This is a genomic window from Mesorhizobium sp. M7A.F.Ca.CA.004.12.1.1 (assembly GCF_003997835.1).
In the GTDB taxonomy this organism is placed as follows: Bacteria; Pseudomonadota; Alphaproteobacteria; order Rhizobiales; family Rhizobiaceae; genus Mesorhizobium.
In genome coordinates, this window is record NZ_RZRK01000018.1 from 1 (window position 1) to 17,803 (window position 17,803).

The window sequence follows — 17,803 nt, forward strand, 5'->3', positions numbered from 1 at the left end:
GTCTTAGCTATCCGGCCTATTTCCTCCTCGCGCATGCCGTGGAGGTCATTCTCAAATCATATCTGGTGGCGAAGGGCACGCCGAAGAGCAAGCTTGGCAAAAGACCATTGCGACATGACACAGGACAAGTGTTCGCTGAGTGCGAAAAGCAAGGCCTTGTGGTTGCCGACCAGATGATGAAAGCGCTGGCGATCCAGCTCGCCCATGTCAATCAGGATTACGACCTGCGCTATCCCACTGGCTTCAATCTATCCATTCCTGGCCCGAAGCATTGCGTCCTTCCCCTCGATGCCCTGATCGCCGCGGTCGCGCCGGGCGTCGAAAAGGCCTTCATCATAGCGCAAATCCAGTTCGCAGCCGACACACAGCACCTTCGCGGCAGCAAAATCCGATGGAGCGATTAGGCGACGATGACAGCCGAACTCGCGGTATCCGTAGTAGCCTTAGTCGTCGCGATCCTGGCGTTCGGGCTATCGATCTTCTTTTGGCGGCGCCAGTTCCGACCGATCGTAACGGCGATGGTTCAGACGCATGACGGAGGTAACGAGGCGATCGCCTATAATCTGGTGGTACTGAATTCGGGGTCGATCCCAGCCAAGAACATCAGGTTGATAGTACGAGACCAGGCGGCGCTCGAGGCTGCCCTTGGCGCTGGCGCCGATGCCGAGGCACGCGGCCTTTGGCTGGCCTGTTTTGAGTCCTCGATGGTGATCCGCCTTCTTCAGAACGGCGCGCAGACGACATGCTCTTTTGGCCTAACACATAGGATTCCGAAGAAGAGCTTTTGGAAGGCTCAAGCCGAATTTCCGATCCAACTCGAATACGAAGGTTGGTTTGGCAAGAAATACCGCGACGATCCGCCGAACGTCCTGCAGATCGCCGACAGCGATAGTTTCACCGGAGGCATGTGGGGACCGGTGAAAAAGGACGGACCGGCTTACATCGAATGAGGCCGGCAGCGGATGCGGACCGGGCACTACACGTGCACCAGCTCACACCACTGCCGAAAACGGCGAACGAGCAAGCGCCTGATATCGCAGCGAAAAATCCGCCGGTATGCAGCGATAGACTACTCCCTTACCAAGGGAGAGTTCGACGACTCCATCTCATTCATGGTCATCATCGTCGTTGTCGATGGGAACTACCTTCGTCGACGACACGCTCGACATGCCATTTCGTAATAAGTTTAGATGCCCATGCCACGCCCAATGCCAATACCGTGGCTGAACGCGAGTTCCGCGCCCAGGCGCCGGCCGGACTCCACTTCGACGCCAAGCGCCTTTTTATAGTTTGCAAGAAGCGATTCCAGTTGCGGATCGCGCTCGAGGCTCTTGGCCATGTCGGACATGGCCGAGCGGGTTGACTTGTAACCGGACATGTCGCCAGCCTGGTATTGGTCCTGGCTTGTCCGGTGGAGCTTCTGCCAGCGTTCCACGAAACGGTCGGCCCGGCGGGTCGGATCGGCTTCCGGTCCGGTGCGGATTTCGCTTTCAAGCTGGAGAGCGAGCACGATACGGTTGACGCTACCGGCTCCCGCTTCACGAACCAGCTCGGGATTCTTGATATAGGCCGCTTCGGCATCGCGCCAGCCATGCGGCCGAACCTTATCGAACGCGTTGCGTGCATCCCTCAATTCGCGCATCTGCCCGGGACTACCCTGCCCGTCCACATTTCCGTTGCTGATAATAGCATCGAGCGCTCGCGCGTGGCGCACGAGAGCCTTCGTGCGAGCTCTGCGCAACGCCGCTTCCTCGTCCAACAACGCATCCGCTCCGCGTTGCGCTCCCCTGGTGCCCGCTTCCCTTCCTGGTTCGGCGCCGGCATCGCCGTTTTGCGTTCCAACCTCTCCCCCTTTCGGCCTGTACGCACGGTCCTGGCCGGGCTCTGCTTGTCCGGGCGAGCGCAACCCGTCCAGCATCCTTTCAATCCCGTCGCGAAGCTTCTCCGGAACGATCCGGCGCACGATCTTGACCACACGCTGACGGAAGCTGATCCCGCGTCGCTCGGCATAGTGTTGCGCCGGGTCGATCTGGTCGTAATCCGACGCCATATCCTTGGTGCGGTCGCGTGACAGCGCGCGGACAAGTCGTTCGCGGGTCGCGAAGTCTTCGCTGCCGTAATGCAGTTCCATCCCATCCCGATGTCGCGACAGGGACACGTAGCTGCTGTGCGAATCCATGTCCGGCGTTGCCAGCACATGGGTGCGGTCGACCGTCATGCCCTGGGCCTTATGGATGGTCGCGGCATAGCCGTGGTCGATGTGGGCATAGTCTTTCAGATCGAAGCGCACAGACCTGGCGTCATCGGTTTGAACCGTCATCGTCTGGACGCTGACCTCTTCGATCACACCGAGCGTGCCGTTCTTGACGCCGAGCGACCGCTCGTTGCGCAAGAACATGACCCGGTCGCCGCGTGCGAAGGTCCTTGCACCGCGCTCCACATCCACCTGAACTTCGTCGCCGAGATCTCCATCCGCGCGCATCCGCTCGCGCGCTGCCTGGTTGAGCGCGCGCACTTCGTCGTTTGTGTGGGTGAGAATGATCCGGCTCGCTTCAGGCTCTGCATGCCTGTCCCGATCCCAGCGCTCGACAAGATCGCTGCGTGCCTCATCGCGCGACGCAGCTTGGTGCACCATGCCCTGCGCGTCATAGGCGTCGATCGCAGCGCCGATCCTGCCGGTTGCAAGATCGCGCGTGGCATCACGCTGCCAGTCCTCACGCTGCCGGCGCACCTGACCGATTTCGACGCCACCATGTCGCTCATGGATCGAGCGGAATGCCGCACCGGCTTCAATTGCCTGCAATTGCTGCGGATCGCCGACGAGGACGACTTTTGCGCCAACGTCCGCCGCATGGGAGAGCACGCGCCAGTTGGAGCGCGTGCCGACCATGCCGGCCTCATCGATCACCAGGACATCGCGGGCGCTGAGCAGATCCCTGCCCTGTCCCCAGCTATGTTCCATGCTGGCGATGGTGCGTGACGAAATGCCTGAACCGCCCTCCAGATTCTCGGCGGCAATGCCGGAGAGTGCGGCGCCTCGAACCTCATAGCCCGCCGCTGCCCATGCCTGGCACGCAACGCCCAGCATGGCGCTCTTGCCCGTTCCGGCAAAGCCGACAACGACACCAAGACCGTGGCCATCGGTGATGTGCGCAAGTGCATCGATCTGCTCGCCTGACAGGACAAGCCCGCGTTGCGCAGCCTGCGCCAATGCTGCCTCACGATGTGCGTTACTCACCGCGTGTCGCTCGTCCAAATCAATACGTTCCGCAGCGCGGTGAAGGCGCTGTTCGGTCTCGATCATCTGCCGGGTGGTGAAACGGTTTTCGCCGCGCATGTCCTTGCCGAGTTCGACCAGATCGGGTGCGTTGCCGATGGCTGCCACTACCGCGTTGAACTGCTCCACTCCATCGCTGTGCCGATGCGCAAACTTCGCAATGTCTTTTCGGGTGAAGGTCGATTGCTGATGGGTGATGGCATCGAGCGCTACGGTTGGATCGGCAATGATGCGCGCACCATTGTTGCGCGCGATCTCGCGGTGCAGTTCGGCGCGATCTGCTTCACTATCGCCAGCAGCAAGGTCACTGCCCTCGATGCGTTGCGCTGGCGCACCAATCTGGGTTTGCGGCTCCAGGGCAATGCCCTGCGCTTCCAGACTGCGATGATCGATGCGGGCGTCGATGTCGAGTTCGGCCAAGCGTTCATTGGCAAGCTCCGCCCACCGCTCGCGCCAGCGCTCGACCAGCTGGGTAGCATTCCAGTCTCGAACCTTGGCGCCAAAGCCGTTCTCGTCCACGGACCGCATGGTGAGCATGACATGAGCGTGCGGTTTGGGGCTGCCATCCTCCGCCCTGTCCCAATGCACATTGAGATCGGCGACCATGCCCTGGCTCACAAACTCAGCCTGAACAAAGTCGCGCGCCAGTTCGATGCCTTGCGCCTGGCTGAGTTCTCGCGGGAGCGCAAACTCCACCTCGCGAGCGAGCTGGGCATCCTTGCGGACCTCGAACGCCTCGACATCGTTCCACAGCCTCTCGCGGTCGCGCCAGGCCTCCGGAGCATCCTCAGGCAGCATCACCTCGGAATGGACAACACCGCGCTTGGCCGAGAAATCGTGAGTACGTTCGATACGCCCGTCGCGCAGCCTCGAAGCCGAGCGGTAGGCCGCAGAAGCCAACGCGCTGCTGCCTGCCTTGCGGCCAATGATCTTGACGTGAAGATGATAGATCGCCATCGCGAGCAGATCATTTGCACGGCAAAGCGTACGTCGGCACGACGTATAAGCGCGCCCTCCCTCGAAAAATTCTCGGGATGGACCGGCGCGTCCCGAGCCGTCTCGGCAACCCTGAAGCCATCCGGCAGACGCTCGCCTATCATCGCTGCATCGACAATCAATGGAGATGATGGAGACAGCAGATGCGCAAGCCACGCGACTACGATGCGGAACTGAAGGCGCTGGAAGACAAGGCGCGAGAGCTCAGAACCAGAAAGGTCCAGCAGCTTGGAGAGCTGGTGATCGCCACCGGCGCCGACCAGCTCAGCACCGACGAACTGGCCGGCGCACTGGTTGCAATCGCCGAGACGAAAGAGACCGCAAAGCGTGAGGCATGGGCCAAGCGTGGGGTGATGTTTTTCGAGAGCGGTTCCCGGCGAACTGCTCCGGCATCTCAGCGCAACCCTCGCGGCACTCCAGCGCAACCGGGCGGCCCACAATCGCCGGCAGGCGGCTCTGGCTCGGCATGATATGCGCACCTGGCAGGTCGAGCGTCGCAAGCGCACACGGCAGCTCATCGAACTTGGCGGTCTCGTCGTCAAGGCGGGCATCGTTGATCTGACCAACGACGATCGCGCTACCATCTACGGCGCGTTGCTTCGGATCGCCGCCAAGCTGCAGAGCGATGAAGGCGAGCATGCGCGCAACCTATGGAATGCGAAGGGAAGGCAGGCGTTCGATGCTGAACGGCGTGAAGAGCGGATGGGACGTCGGGCTTAGCCACAGTTGGCGTGAGCAGCGACCGGTACGAAGCCGGGACAGCAGACTTCCGCCGGTGCGCCAGCGCCGACGCCACAGTCAAGCCCTTGCGAGAAGCTTTCGCGATCTTCGTCGCTATCGGAGACATTCTTCTCACGCGAGCCTTGATCCAGATGATGACAGGCGCAAGGCTTGCGCAGGCGAAACTCGTCAAAGCAGACGCTGCGTTATGAGCAAACTTCAAATGCCAGATCGTGTTCCCCTCGAAACGTCCCACGCCCCCAGATGCGATCATGCACACTGCGCGTTGAGAGAAACTCTATTGCCAGGATGCGAGCCAGTGGAATGGCTCTGCACAGCTGGAACGGGCGGAAAAGCGAGGGAAGCTTCTCGCTCTAGATGAGATCGGCAAAGGCATCCCAGCCGATGGGACGGCAGAGGCGAAACTTACTCTTGTCATGTTGCGCAAGAGGAGTGGATTTTGCGAACAAACGTACAACTGGCGCGGCTTGGCGAAGTTTCCCTGAGCCACTGAATGGCGATGCCGACCCCTGAAAGCGTGGTATCTGGGGTCGCCATATCCCGCAGCATCCAGCCGAGTGGCCCCTTCAGCACGTGGAAGAGAATTTCGCGCTGGTAGGCCGGGGCCAGGGCCGGAACCTGGTCCGGGCGCTCCATCAGGCTCAGCATGCGAAGCCAGGAATCGAGCAGTTCAGGTGTAACAGGGCGCGTCCTGCCCGATCGTGCTGCAAGCCGAGCCGATCGATATGGCGAAGCCGCGCGCGAAGAGCTTGGCGCACGACGAGTAAGAACCGGGGCGCTGGCTTCGAACATGAAGCCGCTGACCGGAGCGACCTCCGCTCGCTCTTCCGACGTTGGCTTGGCGCCTCGACCGCGGACGTCCGAGCGCCAGACGCTTGGCCGCAGGAAGGCTTCGCGGACCGCATCGGCAGGTTGTCTAAATCCAAAGCATGGGAATCCTAAGCGAGGGTACATGTTGCAAGACGATTGTACGAATTGAGCCGAGCACGGGTGACGTTCAGATTCACCGGGGTAACCGGACCGTCATTTCGGCGTGTTGAGCAGTCCTACTGCTGTCGCATCTGGGGAAAGGATCGACGATCCCCACGACGAGCGCAGCCGGCCCGGCCTATGCGGAATGAGACACAAGGGGCCGTGCATGTTCGACAATACGCCTGCGACTGATAACCCCGAACCCATGTCTAGAGGCATCTACGATGACGTGATCAGGCTTGCGGTCGCCGCCCGTTGGCTCGGACTGTGCGTTACCCAAAACGCGCATACCCCAGGAAATGCCCTGGTGAAATGGCGGCTGAAGCGGGCCTTATATGTCGAAGACCACATTGCTGACACGATCAGCCTTGGTAATCTCGCGGCTCAAGCGGGCCTGAGCAGGATGTATTCTGCAGCCCAGTTTCGGACGGCAACCGATCTTCGTCCGCACGAGTATGTGGTGCGCAGGCGGACCCATCACGCCAAGGTCGTGCTCGCCGAAAACACATACTCACTGGTCGAGGTCGCACTGAGCGTCGGCTTCCAGGCGCAGGCACATTTGTTCACCGTCTTCAAGCGTTTTGCCGGGGAAACACGTCGGCGATGGCGGGTGCTCTATGCGTTTCGCTCCCTTTACTCCCTCTCCAGGAGAGATGGCCATGAAATCCTGTAACCTGGTCGTTGCTGTGGTGACCGCTTACGTCGCGCTCGTCGCGGTTCCAGCGCGGCTTTATGCCCAAGAACTGCAGTGCCCGTCCGCGGCCGACCTCCACGTTTCCCCGCTAGAGGGCGAGGTCACGGGATTCGTTCCTAAAGGGCTCACGCTTGACCAGCCCGCCCAGTTGCAGACGGCAATCCAGCTTCTGCGGGAGCACGGAATGTCCAGCGACGATACGATCAACTACCTTATCGCGCTCTACTGTCCGGCCGTGTCGGCCAGTACCGACGGCAGCCACGAGGAGAAGCTCGAAAGAGTGAGACAATTCGCCGACAACGTTACGCGTCAAGTGCTTGCAGCCAACAGCATCCAGGACATCATCTACGACGTACCGCTACCTCCCTCCGTGGCGGCCGCGGCGGCAGTTCATGCGGGCGACGTCGGCCTCACCGTCGAACAATGGATCGCGACGACCGTCGAGGACGCTCTCAGGTAGCCGGCGAGCGGTCCATCCAGCGTTCTGAGGCGCTCAGCGATAAGCGCACCTCCTCGGGTATTCCGTGGTCGCCACGCGATCTTCTGGCCCTTGGCCAGATGCATCAAGCCTATCCGATCCAGCAAAGAAGGAGACCTGAAATGTTCGACACCACCATCAACCGCTCGCCCGGAGCGCCACTGAAGGAACTTCACGGCAAGTGGGGTTGGTTCGTAGCGCTTGGCATTGGACTTCTGGTCACCGGTGCGATTGCGGGCCTAAACCTCCTGCTCGCGACGCTCGTATCCGTTCTCTATATTGCCGCCATGATGATCGCCGGTGGCGTGATGCAGATCATCCACGCCTTCACGACTGGCAGCTGGGGCCGCCGCTTTCTCTACCTCCTGGCCGGACTGCTCTATGCGGCTGCCGGAGCGATCTCGGTCTACGATCCTGTCTTAACCGCCGTCGGCATTTCCCTGGTGCTCGGCGTCCTGCTCATTGCCGCTGGCACCCTTCGCATTGTTATTGGCTTGCAGCTTCGCAGCCAGGGTGGGTGGGGATGGATCGCCGGCAGCGGCGTCTTCACCGTCGTTGTTGGCATGTTCATTGTCGCCACTTGGCCTGCCGTTGGCCTGTGGCTCCTCGGCGCAGTTCTCACCGTCGACCTTTTGTTCCAGGGCGGCGGTTTCATTGGTCTTGGGCTATCCCTGCGTTCAAGACAAAAGCGTCGCATCAGCAGCCGATCCGTCGCCGCCTGACCTGCTACCCGCAAAGACAGACCCATAGATCCGACGAGATCTGCCAGTCTCCTGGCAGATCTCGGTTTGATTCCGGCGAACCGAACCGTTTGACACGGCTGCAACGCAGCCGCACTAGCCGAACATGGCGTACGTGCCGTCCACGCGTGACCCTACACCAGCAAGCACAACGCGAACGCCGCAGGGCCGTCCGAGTTGCGGCAGGACGTCAGGACTCACTCGTGAGAACGAAGATTGAGGCTAGACGCCCGGCAAAGCGACCATCCTAGCTGATCGCCTTCGCCTCTCGATCGACACACCAGCGGCCTCGCTCGAGACGGAGCTAGCTCCCACCTCTGTATCGTCCGCGCTAATTGGTCGGAAGCTTCTCCGGACAGTTTGACCGATCCCCGGACGAACTCGTGGAACGTTCACAGTGCGACCGTGCTGTAGGCGATATCCTTCCACGCGTCGAACTCCATACGCTGCGCGATCAGTTTTGACGTAATGGCCTCCCAACTGTCGGGGCCAAGTATAAGTTGCCGAGGCATGGTTTTAGCCATCACCAGACCGACAAGTATCTGTGCAATCCGATGGGGGTCGCTCGGCGCAAGGGCGCCATCTCTGTCGTTTTCCAGAAGATCCATGATGGCATGCGCCGGGGCATCGTAGCCCTCGATCCTCGGGCTCCGGAGATTGCGCGAGACTATGCCCGTCGGCATGCCCCCCGGCTGGACCGACATCACGCGTATGCCAAGCGGCGCGACTTCTTGCGTCAGCGCTTCAGTGAGCGCTTCGAGAGCGAATTTCGACGCGCTATAGTAGCCGAGGGACGGCATGGCGACGATGCCGTTGGTCGAGGAGATATTGATGATCGTCCCGCTTCCGCGTGCGCGCATGCCAGGCAGGGCAGCCCGTATGGCCGCGACCGCGCCAAACACATTGGTTTCGAATAGCTTACGAACTTTCTCGTCTTGCCCTTCCTCTATTAGGGCGAGGTAGCCGACCGCCGCATTGTTCACGAGTACGTTGATATGGCCATGCCATCCCTCGGCCGCCGCAACGGCCGCCTCTATTTCGGTGGTGCTAGTCAAATCCATCGATAGGGGCAGTACCGCGCCTGGATAATCCGCGGCCAGCGCGTCCAGGCGAGAGCTGTCCCGCGCCGTGACAGCCACGCGATGTCCGGCTCGCAGAGCCGCGTGCGCAATAGACGCGCCCAGCCCGCTCGATCCGCCGGTGATGAGCCAAACCGGTGTGTTCATTTGTGCTTTCCTTCTGGATGAAACACAGTGTTCAGCCCCGCTCCGTTCTCGCCCACCACTCGACCGAGAACGAGCCTACGCGCCAGGAGGAGAGTAGTCGGGGAGACGGCGATGGGTGACGCGGTCGGTTTCAGCCGCGTCCGTCACGGGGCGCCGGGCGCCAGAAAACCCGGTCTGGCCCTCAGACCGGCCACCGCCACCCTCGGCAAGCTTAGATTCGCCGCCAGCACGTCGACCGGATTGGCCGCTAGCCAGGCGGAGAGGTCGTTCGCCTCGTAGTGACCGTTATTGAACCCGACGAGGACCCGCAGGACTCCTGGCCCCGTGTTGCGGATATAGTGGCCGGAACCCATTGGCGCATAACCGATGTCCCCTGCCTCGAACTGCTCAATGACAACCTGTCCCTCGGCAAGGAACACCGCCATCTCTGCAGCGCCTTCGATGTAGTATTGCCACTCGTCGGCATTGGGGTGCCAATGCAGTTCGCGCATCGCCCCAGGCTCGATTTCCAACAACGAACCGGCCATCGTGGTAGAGATCGGAAACTCGTCTACCGACACGGTTCTTTGCGTTCCCCCGCCCGGCACCCGTCGCGGTTGCTGAGCATAAAGCGGGTAGCGATGGAATGTTGTCAGTTCCGGAACCGGCCGCGGCTCGGCATCCCGGGACCGGTCATCGGGCGCCGGGCCGGTTGCGAAATAGGCCTCTCCGTGCGGCAGCATTGACAGGCACTCAGCGGAAAGGCCCAGATTTTGTCGTACGACCTCCGCTGGCGTACAAGACAGCCAGTCGGTGATGCTGAAGGTATGATCCTCTGAGAAATCGCCATTGTCGAAGATGAGAATGAAATGGCATTCGCCGGGTCCGAGGCCCTGGATAGAATGACCCCATCCGCGCGGGAAATACCAAACATCACCCGGGCCGAACGTATCGGTCGCCGCTCCCCCGTTTGGATTAAGAACCGTTGTGCGGCAGTTGCCAGAAATCACATACGCCCATTCCGCGGCGTTGGCATGCCAATGCAGTTCGCGCATGGCGCCAGGATCGAGACGCATCGACACGCCGGCGATACCGATGCTGGCGGGAAACTGGTGTATCGACGCGCCCCGCGTGATGCCGCCGTTGCCGACACGTGGGATGGACTTTTCGAGTTGGTATCGGAACGAAGGCATGGTCATATTTGATTCCTTTGCTTCAACAAAACGGTAGGCTTGCCGTACTGGGTCCCCCAGATTGTGTGAAGCTAAGCGGCGGTTGGCACTTCAGATATCGGCGCAAGGGATCGTTCTTCCGTACATAAGTACGGTCGCTCGCCCGTGTAGGCGACCGCGACTGCCGCTACGTGGGATTATTCACGATCGACCTTCGCCGTAGCGTGGCGTCGAGCATAACGGCGAAGATCGGGAATGAAGATGACGACAGAGCAAGCGAGTGCAGAAGCAGTGGAGCGCGCATTAGCATCGCGTGCCGCAATGGCGAGGATGATGGCGGTAGCGGGCCACGATTTGAAGCAACCGCTGCATGTCGCGATGATGTCGCTCGCCTACGCGGCAGAAGCTGGTATGCCGGCCCTTATTGCAGATCGTCTCCGCATCGCACTTGATGCCATGAAGCGCCTCGGTAGCGAACTCGATGACATCGCTCGCTTGTCGCAGAAGGACGAGACGTTGCAACCGCGCCGCCAGAATGTCCTCCTTGCTCAAGTACTGGAGCGGGTCGAAAGCGACTGGCGCTTCTATGCAGAGGCTTGCGGCGTCGAGCTTCGGATAATCTCATCCGACAGCATCGTCGAAACGGATCCTGAAATGCTCCACACGATCCTGCGCAATTTGGTCGGCAATGCGATTAAGTATAGCGGTCCGCGTGGCCATGTCCGACTGGTGTGTCGGACCAGGCGCCACAGAGCGTGCATCGACGTGCAGGACGACGGCGCCGGCATCCCCGCAGCACGCCTCGAACGCATCTTCGACGCATTCGAGCGCGGTGATTCCGCTGAGTGGGACGGAATGGGTCTTGGCCTTATGATCGTCCGCCAGACTGCGGATCTGCTTCGCCATCAAGTCGCGGTGAGATCAATCCAAAATGTCGGATCGACGTTCTCCATCGAACTGCCTCTTGCAAATAGTGTCGAACGCATGTGGAGAGTCCGACCAAGTCCCAGCGGCACGGAAAGAATGACCCTGCGCCGCAACTTCCGTGCTTCGCGCAGATCGAGATAATCTCGCTCCGGCACTGCACCGGAGCGAGAGTTAAAATTCGGAGTGAACAACGCTCCCCTTGCTCTCGCCTTGATCACTTGATCAGCAAACTGTTCTCGGCTCTGAGTGTGAACTTCCCTTGGGTGGAGAGGGGCACTGCACAATCGCATGGGAAGTGCGGCGAACTGGATGCGGACGTCTGATCGGTCAACGTAGGTCTAATGGAAATGTTTAATGGTGCTGAATCACGGTCTTCATTACACACAGGTTTATGACCAGAAACCAGACAGGCGCACCGTTTCCCAACGCAATGCTGCCAATCTTTGATCATTGTGCCACCTCTTTCACGCGTTTTCTGAGTAGAACTCGAAGAGAAATTAAAGATTAAGGTCGAACCAATGGAAAATACGGCAAAAGAGCTTCTTGACACCGTGACGTCGGGTGCATTCCTAGCTTTATCGGGCGACGGCACCTCTCGTCGTCAAACGTCCCGAAGCGAGTTTGCCGGTAGGGACTCCAGCGTATCTATAATTGATGCCGACATTATGGTTCGCCAAGCTCTTCAAGATCTTCTGAAATCCATCGATCTCTCCTCACAAGCATTCGGTTCGGTCAGTGATTTTCTTCAGCGGAACAGGTCGCCTGACAACCCAAGTTGCATCGTCCTGGACGTCCGGCTTCCGGGGCTCAGCGGACTTGAGTTCCAAGAGCATCTCGCCCGGTCGGGAGTTAAGACTCCGATCGTCTTCCTTACCGCCCATGCGGATATACAGATGACCGTCCGCGCTATGAAATCAGGAGCGGTCGACTTTCTCACCAAACCATTCCGGGATCAGGATCTGCTAGACGCCGTTTCCGCAGCTCTCGAACGGGATCGCGCGAGGCGACGCCAGCAGCAAGCCATTAATGACTTGCGACGGCGTTTCTCGTGTCTGACCGAACGCGAATTGGATGTGACCTGGCTGGTCGCTGCGGGACGGATGAATAAGCAGATTGCCGCCGAGCTCGGTATAAGCGAGTCTACTGTGAAGTTGCATCGAGGCAGCGTCATGCGCAAACTGAATGTGCGGACCGTTCCCGACCTAGTACGCATGGCCGACATCATGGCTCAGAGCATCGAACCTCGGCAATCGCAGCAGCTCTAGTTAGTTTAGTCTATTTCTTCTTACGCGGTTCACCGTGCTGTTGTAGTACTTACTGTGATCGCGTCACGCGACGTCTCTTCTATCTTGCCCCGGGTTGGAAATAGGCAACGTAAAGGTGAATACGGCGCCTCCGTTTTCGCCATTCTCAGCCCGTATCTCCCCGTCATGCGCCTCGATGATGGAACGGCAGATCGCCAGTCCAATGCCCTTGCCGTTCGCCTTGGTCGAGTAGAACGCCTCGAAGATCATGTGCGGGTCTTCCATTCCGGATCCTTGGTCGCGAACCTCCACCGAGATCCGGTTTCCGGCGATAAGTCGCGAGCCGATTTCAAGGACTCGTTCCTCCGGAGGCATGCGTTCCATGGCATCGATGCCGTTCCGGATCAGGTTGACGAGAACCTGCTGAAGCTGGATACGGTCCCCTATTACCGATGGCAAGCCGTCATCCGGGCCGGTTCTTATCTGAATTGCGTTCACCGCAAGCTCGTTCTCCATGAGCCGGCAGACGTCCAAGACGAGTTCGTTGATGCTAACCGGCGTCCTAGTTTCAGAGGTTCTAAAGAACAGGACACGGATTCGGCGAATGATGTCTGCGGCCAGATTTGCATCCCTCGTGATCCTGCCCACGTTGGCGATCGCGCGTGTTATGTTAGGCGGATCAGCTTTCAGCCAGTGTTCGCAGGCCTGTGAGCTTGCCACGATGCTGGCCAGTGGCTGATTGACTTCATGCGCGATGGATGCGGTCAGCTCGGAAAGGCTGGCAGCCTTCGAGGCGCTCGCAAGTCTCTCATGTGCCGACCTCAGTTCCTCCTGCATCCTCGTTTCATCGTCGATATCGGTGATGACCGTATACCACTGTAGCAGTCGGCCATCCCCGTCGCGAAGCGGCTCCGACCGGCTGTCGGCCCAGCGGTAGTGCCCATCGTGTCGCATGTGACGATAGCGCAGCGTAAACGGCCTGCCTAAAGCAAATGACTCGACCAGGGCGCGGCGGAATCGTTCCCTGTCGTCTGGATGGATCAACCGGTCTATCTGCTGGTTGCGATCGAACCGCGCTTGGTCGACCTTCTCAGCGCGGATACCGGCGTAGTCGTTGAGCCGTCTGTTGATGTAAGTTGGTTCGCCCGAAGCAGAAGCGCACCAAACCATGACAGGCACCGTGTCGACCAGAAGCTGCAGTTGCCTCTCACTCGCGCGCAGGGCTTCCTCGGCCTGCTTGCTCTCGTCAATATCGATGAGGACGCCGTACCAGCGTATGATCTTTCCCGTGTCGTCGCATTGAGGTGCAAGACGACTGTCGACCCAGCGGAACATGCCGTCATGACGGCGCAACCGGTATATCTCCGCGAAGGAGGTGCCCGTCGAGAATGACCGCATCATTGCGTCACCGACCCGAATTCGATCGTCGGGGTGCACGGTCACGTCGAGGGCCTCACGCAGGCGGGTCTTGTTTGGAACCTCCAAGTCGCCAATCGCGATGCCGGCAAACGCTTTGACCTGCTTATTTGCGTAGAACGGCTCACCTTCGGGCGTCGCGCACCAGATCAGGGCAGGAATGGCGTCAACGAGTTGTCTAAGCTCTCGCTCACTCTCTCTGAGGGCCTCCTCGACGAGCTTCTGCTCGTGTATATCCACGGACGTACCGTACCAGCCGGTAATGTCTCCTTTGGCACCCCGGGCAGCGCGAGCAACTGCACGAAACCAACGATAGCTGCCGTCATGTCCTTGGATGCGGCAATCGGTTACAAAATCCTCGCCGCTGGCGAGGCATTCCACCAGCCGGCCAAACGTCTGCTCCACGTCGGCAGGGTGCACAAGCGGAATGGCATTTTTCCAGTCGTCCAAGTCTGCCTGGCGTTCGTTGCCGGTGACATAGTTCTGTACCGCCTTATTTGTGTACGTGTATTCGCCCTTGCCGTTCAGAGACCACCCCATGGCCGGCATGTTGTCAACGATGGCTGCCGCGAACCGCATGCGATCATCCGCCTTTGAGGGGAAAATCATTGCACACCTAATCACGGTGAAAATCACCAAGGCTGCCCCTCCAAAGAGTGCGGTTTGCACTGCAGGAGAGAGGTCGCCCTCTGTCATCAGATGTGCGGGCGGAAAGTGGGCTAGGGCAAAAAGCATCGTCACGAAGATCGCCCCAATGAAGCCGATACGCCAAGCATCAAAGGCACAGACCGACACGACGCCCATGATCAGGAGCCACGGCTCACCACTCACCAAGACGAGAACGATCGCCATAAGCAAAGGGAAGATCGCCAGAACGGGTCGTGCAACGTTCCGGAACATCTGAGATGTCCCCTATGGATATGCCAAGGCAAATACATGCCGATGTTGCTGAGATGGTGGAAGCTGAATTATAGACATACACAGAACAAAAGTTCGAGTAAGGACTGGCGTCTTTCACTGGGCATTATCGGGGTTCCCTGCGAGAGCACTAAGACGGCGGCTCAGGAGCGTCGATTGGCAGGGAAAACGAGAAGATTGCCCCCTGTGGCTCATTACGCGTCGTGCCGAGCGAGCCACCGTGGGATTCGATAATTGTCTTACTAATTGCCAGTCCCATTCCCATCCCATCCGGTTTCGTCGAATAGAAGGCGTCGAAAAGCTTTTCCTCCAGGCCGGATGGAACGCCAGGTCCAGTGTCTTGAACTGCGACATAGACAACATGAGGGGATTCGCGTCCGGAGACTATCTTCAGTTCACGCGGCCGACTGTTGACACCTGCCATGGCGTCTATGGCATTGAGCATCAAGTTCAGGATGACCTGCTGCAACTGGACGCGATCCGCCAAGACGCGAGAGAGGGTCTTGTCTAGCCTCAGCTCAAGCGACACCTCGTTCAGGACGAGTTGCTCTCGAACCAGCGCGACAGTGTCGGAGACAATTGCATTGACGTCGACCAGGTCGTTCCTGGGTGGCATCTTGGTGACAAGGGCGCGTGTGCGATCGAGCACTTCGGCTGCCCGGTGCCCCTCGCTCATCGCCCGCTCGAGTGCACGCCGGACTGCCGGAATGTTGGGTGGTCCTGCCGATAGCCAATTCAGGCCTGCCGAAGCGCTAGTGACCACACCCACTAGAGGCTGCCGCAGCTCATGGGAGATTGCGGCGGAGAGTTGCCCTACTGTAGCGACCCGACTAGCGTGGGCCAATTCGGATTGAAGGTCGCGATAACGGCGATCGCTTGCACGAGCAGCCTCCTCCGCCTGCTTTCGCGCAGTCAGATCCAGAATGAAGGTGACCCCACCGTCCGATTCGGGATCGCCAAATGTGGCGGCGCCAAGAAGCACGGGAACCCGCCTTCCATCCTTATGGAAGAACTCCTTCTCCCAGGGTGGCGCTATCCCCGTTGCCTTTACTTCCGCGACCATTCTGGCGTCGTTTTCCCAACCCTCAGGTGGAGACAAATCAGTCCAATAAACTCGTCCCGCAGCAAGATCGTCGCGATCGAAACCTAGCATGTCAAGGAACGAGTCGTTCGCCTCGAATATCAGGCCATCGAACCTCCACATGAAGACGCCGATGATGTTGGCATCCACCAGGCGACGGATTCTCGCCTCGCGTTCAGCGAGGTCGCGATAAAGGCGTGTATTCTCCAAGGCTACGGCGGCGTGGGACGCAATCAGCTTCAGAATGGCTATCTGACTGGGCGTGAATACGTTGGCGGCAAGATTGTTCTCCAGATAAAGCAGGCCGATCAGCTTTCCTTGATTGATCAAAGGCAGCGCCAGAAGCGAGCGCACATGCCGGTCGAGGATATATGGGTCGGTGGAGAAAGGACTGGTCAACAGTGCATTCTCCAAGATAACCGTTTCTTTCGTGCCGAGGACGTGCTGGACGATTGCATCCGGCAGCGCGGCACTTGTGGAGTTCAGGTTTTCCCGCAACCTGACCACCACGCCGTGGCCAGTCATCTCGGCTTCGGCTTCGATATGAGTCCCCGCAACTTGACTCAGCACAAGGACCGCTCTCCCTGCCCCTGCATGTTCGATCGCCATGCGCATCAGCGCATCGACCAGCTTGTCGAGGACGATCTCTCCCGAAACAGTCTGAACGACCTTGATCACCGTGGCTAATTCGAGTTGTTCGACCGGCGCGAACGTCGTGCCGGTCGAAAGCGCCACTGGCTGCTCTTCTCGCAGTTGCGGATACGCGGCCTCCATCTGCGTGACTTTGGCGTGAGCTCCCCAGCGGAGATAGCAGAGGCGGGCTTCCCGTAGATACATCAGGGAGATTCTTTCAAAGTTCTGTCGTGCATAGAACCGGCTGGCCATCTCATTGGAAACGGCTTCATTGTGCAGGAAGCCGTTTTCCTTCGCCAAGCGGATGCTCTCTTCATAGAGGCGCTGGGCTTTCAGATCTTGTCCGTCTACCCGCGCGATCTCCGCGGCGACGAGGAGATGCTTGTCGGCAAATGTCGGAGATCCCGTTTCCTCGGCCCAGGCCCGCAATTGCGCGTGCCGCGAAGCCAATTTCGCGTGCATTGCGCCACGCTCGGCAACGGGGGCTTCATCAATGAGTGCAGCGAGCGAAAGCCCGGCGTAGTAGAAGCAGTCCATCTGCTCGATCTGCATGTTCCGGATCGAGAAATGCGATTGCACCTTATCCGCGGCGGCCAAGGCAGCCTCGTACTCCCCGGCAAGGAAATGAACCATGGTTTTGCGGGTCCAGTACCACCACATGACGACGGAGTTCTGCGAGCGTGCGAGATTGGCTTCGAAGGCGCCGGCGTCGAAGGTTTCGTCGCTATACTCGGAGAGTCCTCGCGTCCGGCCCCGCAGGCTAGCTACCGCGCGCTCGGTGGCTATCACCAAATCCATTCCAGCCTGGAAGCCGGTGTCCCGGGCAAAATCGAGCGCACGCTTACACTCGTGGTCGACATCCTCAAGCTTCTGGCCGCTGAGAAATACATGCAGGACGATTACGGCAGCCTCGAAGCAGGCGTAATAGAGATCGCCGGCTTGGACTCCGCCTCTGAATGCTGCACGCAGCCAATCGAGGACCACGGGCAGCGGCTCCGTCCATGCGGCGGCAAGTCCCGTCAAATGGTTCACGCGCGCTTTGTCGACTGGTCCGTTTCGCTCTGAGGCAAGGTCACTCGCTAGCCGGGCGATGTGATACCCGTCCTCGTAGCGGCCGAAGGCGGGGCCGATGACGTAGCCCAACAGAACAAGACCCTGCGCCGACGTACTCGCAGCCCCCCGGGTCAGGGAAAGATTTATCATCCTGCAGATTACCAGGATCGTCATGTTGAAGCTGGAGAAATACGCCGGCGGCTGCATCTCCGCCAAGAGACGCATCGCCGCGAGTGCTTGTGGATCTGTCATGGGT

At 59.6% G+C, this 17,803-nt stretch carries 14 protein-coding genes and 1 pseudogene; 9 read left to right on the forward strand and 6 right to left on the reverse strand.

All coding sequences use genetic code 11. The annotated features are described in order from the left end of the window. Together EN984_RS38070 and EN984_RS01960 are read left to right on the forward strand one after the other, a co-directional pair. The coding region (locus EN984_RS38070) for a hypothetical protein (protein WP_206517393.1) at positions 1-404 on the forward strand (404 nt) is incomplete at its 5' end. Between the two features lie 6 nt (positions 405-410). After that, on the forward strand, positions 411-950 hold the full coding sequence (locus tag EN984_RS01960) for a hypothetical protein (RefSeq protein ID WP_127266662.1): 540 nt from the start codon (positions 411-413) through the stop codon (positions 948-950). A 236-nt stretch (positions 951-1,186) separates the two neighbouring features. On the opposite strand, the gene traA is transcribed toward EN984_RS01960, so the two are convergent. Continuing rightward, positions 1,187-4,234 carry a Ti-type conjugative transfer relaxase TraA gene (traA, locus tag EN984_RS01965; protein ID WP_127383620.1) on the reverse strand — a complete coding sequence of 1,016 codons (3,048 nt, stop codon included), beginning with the start codon at positions 4,232-4,234 and terminating at the stop codon, positions 1,187-1,189. Between the two features lie 182 nt (positions 4,235-4,416). Here traA and EN984_RS01970 point away from each other — a divergent pair, with 182 nt between their 5' ends. Continuing rightward, positions 4,417-4,743: a conjugal transfer protein TraD gene (locus EN984_RS01970; RefSeq protein WP_127266661.1), complete on the forward strand. Its 327-nt coding sequence runs from the start codon at positions 4,417-4,419 to the stop codon at positions 4,741-4,743. Between the two features lies 1 nt (position 4,744). Next, positions 4,745-4,993 carry a conjugal transfer protein TraD gene (locus tag EN984_RS01975; protein ID WP_127266660.1) on the forward strand — a complete coding sequence of 83 codons (249 nt, stop codon included), beginning with the start codon at positions 4,745-4,747 and terminating at the stop codon, positions 4,991-4,993. A gap of 498 nt (positions 4,994-5,491) precedes the next feature. On the opposite strand, the pseudogene EN984_RS39460 reads toward EN984_RS01975, so the two are convergent. Next, positions 5,492-5,695, reverse strand: a pseudogene (locus EN984_RS39460) (AraC family transcriptional regulator N-terminal domain-containing protein); the annotation flags it as partial. A 457-nt stretch (positions 5,696-6,152) separates the two neighbouring features. On the opposite strand from EN984_RS39460, the gene EN984_RS01985 reads away from it, so the two are divergent. The 3 genes from EN984_RS01985 (at position 6,153) to EN984_RS01995 (ending at position 7,880) form a co-directional block, all read left to right on the forward strand. Continuing rightward, positions 6,153-6,659 carry an AraC family transcriptional regulator gene (locus EN984_RS01985; protein WP_164748739.1) on the forward strand — a complete coding sequence of 169 codons (507 nt, stop codon included), beginning with the start codon at positions 6,153-6,155 and terminating at the stop codon, positions 6,657-6,659. Continuing rightward, the gene (locus EN984_RS01990; protein WP_127372016.1) at positions 6,640-7,140 is read left to right on the forward strand and encodes a hypothetical protein; all 501 of its coding nucleotides are present in this window, start codon (positions 6,640-6,642) and stop codon (positions 7,138-7,140) included. Before EN984_RS01985 ends, EN984_RS01990 begins: the two co-directional genes overlap by 20 nt. A gap of 140 nt (positions 7,141-7,280) precedes the next feature. After that, positions 7,281-7,880 carry an HdeD family acid-resistance protein gene (locus EN984_RS01995; RefSeq protein WP_127266656.1) on the forward strand — a complete coding sequence of 200 codons (600 nt, stop codon included), beginning with the start codon at positions 7,281-7,283 and terminating at the stop codon, positions 7,878-7,880. A gap of 410 nt (positions 7,881-8,290) precedes the next feature. Here the strand turns inward: EN984_RS01995 and EN984_RS02000 are convergent, their stop codons facing one another. Both EN984_RS02000 and EN984_RS02005 read right to left on the reverse strand, forming a co-directional pair. Continuing rightward, positions 8,291-9,124 carry an SDR family NAD(P)-dependent oxidoreductase gene (locus EN984_RS02000; protein WP_127266655.1) on the reverse strand — a complete coding sequence of 278 codons (834 nt, stop codon included), beginning with the start codon at positions 9,122-9,124 and terminating at the stop codon, positions 8,291-8,293. Between the two features lie 143 nt (positions 9,125-9,267). Continuing rightward, positions 9,268-10,302, reverse strand: a complete 1,035-nt coding sequence (locus tag EN984_RS02005; protein ID WP_206517119.1) for a cupin domain-containing protein — start codon at positions 10,300-10,302, stop codon at positions 9,268-9,270. Positions 10,303-10,530: 228 nt separating this feature from the next. Between EN984_RS02005 and EN984_RS02010 the strand changes: the two genes are divergently transcribed. After that, positions 10,531-11,343, forward strand: a complete 813-nt coding sequence (locus EN984_RS02010; RefSeq protein WP_127266654.1) for a HAMP domain-containing sensor histidine kinase — start codon at positions 10,531-10,533, stop codon at positions 11,341-11,343. A gap of 377 nt (positions 11,344-11,720) precedes the next feature. Then, the gene (locus EN984_RS02015; RefSeq protein WP_127266653.1) at positions 11,721-12,467 is read left to right on the forward strand and encodes a response regulator; all 747 of its coding nucleotides are present in this window, start codon (positions 11,721-11,723) and stop codon (positions 12,465-12,467) included. A gap of 63 nt (positions 12,468-12,530) precedes the next feature. On the opposite strand, the gene EN984_RS02020 is transcribed toward EN984_RS02015, so the two are convergent. After that, positions 12,531-14,762, reverse strand: coding sequence for a PAS domain-containing protein (locus EN984_RS02020; protein WP_127266652.1), 2,232 nt, complete (start codon positions 14,760-14,762; stop codon positions 12,531-12,533). Positions 14,763-14,910: 148 nt separating this feature from the next. Further along, positions 14,911-17,754 (reverse strand): ATP-binding protein, encoded by a 2,844-nt coding sequence (locus tag EN984_RS02025; protein WP_245480019.1) that lies wholly within the window; start codon positions 17,752-17,754, stop codon positions 14,911-14,913. Positions 17,755-17,803 lie beyond the last annotated feature (49 nt).

Excerpts from the sequence above, each read along its gene's own strand:
- EN984_RS01960 (WP_127266662.1), top strand. The coding sequence starts at position 411 with ATGACAGCCGAACTCGCGGTATCCGTAGTAGCCTTAGTCGTCGCGATC.
- traA (WP_127383620.1), bottom strand. The coding sequence starts at position 4,234 with ATGGCGATCTATCATCTTCACGTCAAGATCATTGGCCGCAAGGCAGGC.
- EN984_RS01970 (WP_127266661.1), top strand. The coding sequence starts at position 4,417 with ATGCGCAAGCCACGCGACTACGATGCGGAACTGAAGGCGCTGGAAGAC.
- EN984_RS01975 (WP_127266660.1), top strand. The coding sequence starts at position 4,745 with ATGCGCACCTGGCAGGTCGAGCGTCGCAAGCGCACACGGCAGCTCATC.
- EN984_RS01985 (WP_164748739.1), top strand. The coding sequence starts at position 6,153 with ATGTTCGACAATACGCCTGCGACTGATAACCCCGAACCCATGTCTAGA.
- EN984_RS01990 (WP_127372016.1), top strand. The coding sequence starts at position 6,640 with ATGGCCATGAAATCCTGTAACCTGGTCGTTGCTGTGGTGACCGCTTAC.
- EN984_RS01995 (WP_127266656.1), top strand. The coding sequence starts at position 7,281 with ATGTTCGACACCACCATCAACCGCTCGCCCGGAGCGCCACTGAAGGAA.
- EN984_RS02000 (WP_127266655.1), bottom strand. The coding sequence starts at position 9,124 with ATGAACACACCGGTTTGGCTCATCACCGGCGGATCGAGCGGGCTGGGC.
- EN984_RS02005 (WP_206517119.1), bottom strand. The coding sequence starts at position 10,302 with ATGACCATGCCTTCGTTCCGATACCAACTCGAAAAGTCCATCCCACGT.
- EN984_RS02010 (WP_127266654.1), top strand. The coding sequence starts at position 10,531 with ATGAAGATGACGACAGAGCAAGCGAGTGCAGAAGCAGTGGAGCGCGCA.
- EN984_RS02015 (WP_127266653.1), top strand. The coding sequence starts at position 11,721 with ATGGAAAATACGGCAAAAGAGCTTCTTGACACCGTGACGTCGGGTGCA.
- EN984_RS02020 (WP_127266652.1), bottom strand. The coding sequence starts at position 14,762 with ATGTTCCGGAACGTTGCACGACCCGTTCTGGCGATCTTCCCTTTGCTT.
- EN984_RS02025 (WP_245480019.1), bottom strand. The coding sequence starts at position 17,754 with ATGCAGCCGCCGGCGTATTTCTCCAGCTTCAACATGACGATCCTGGTA.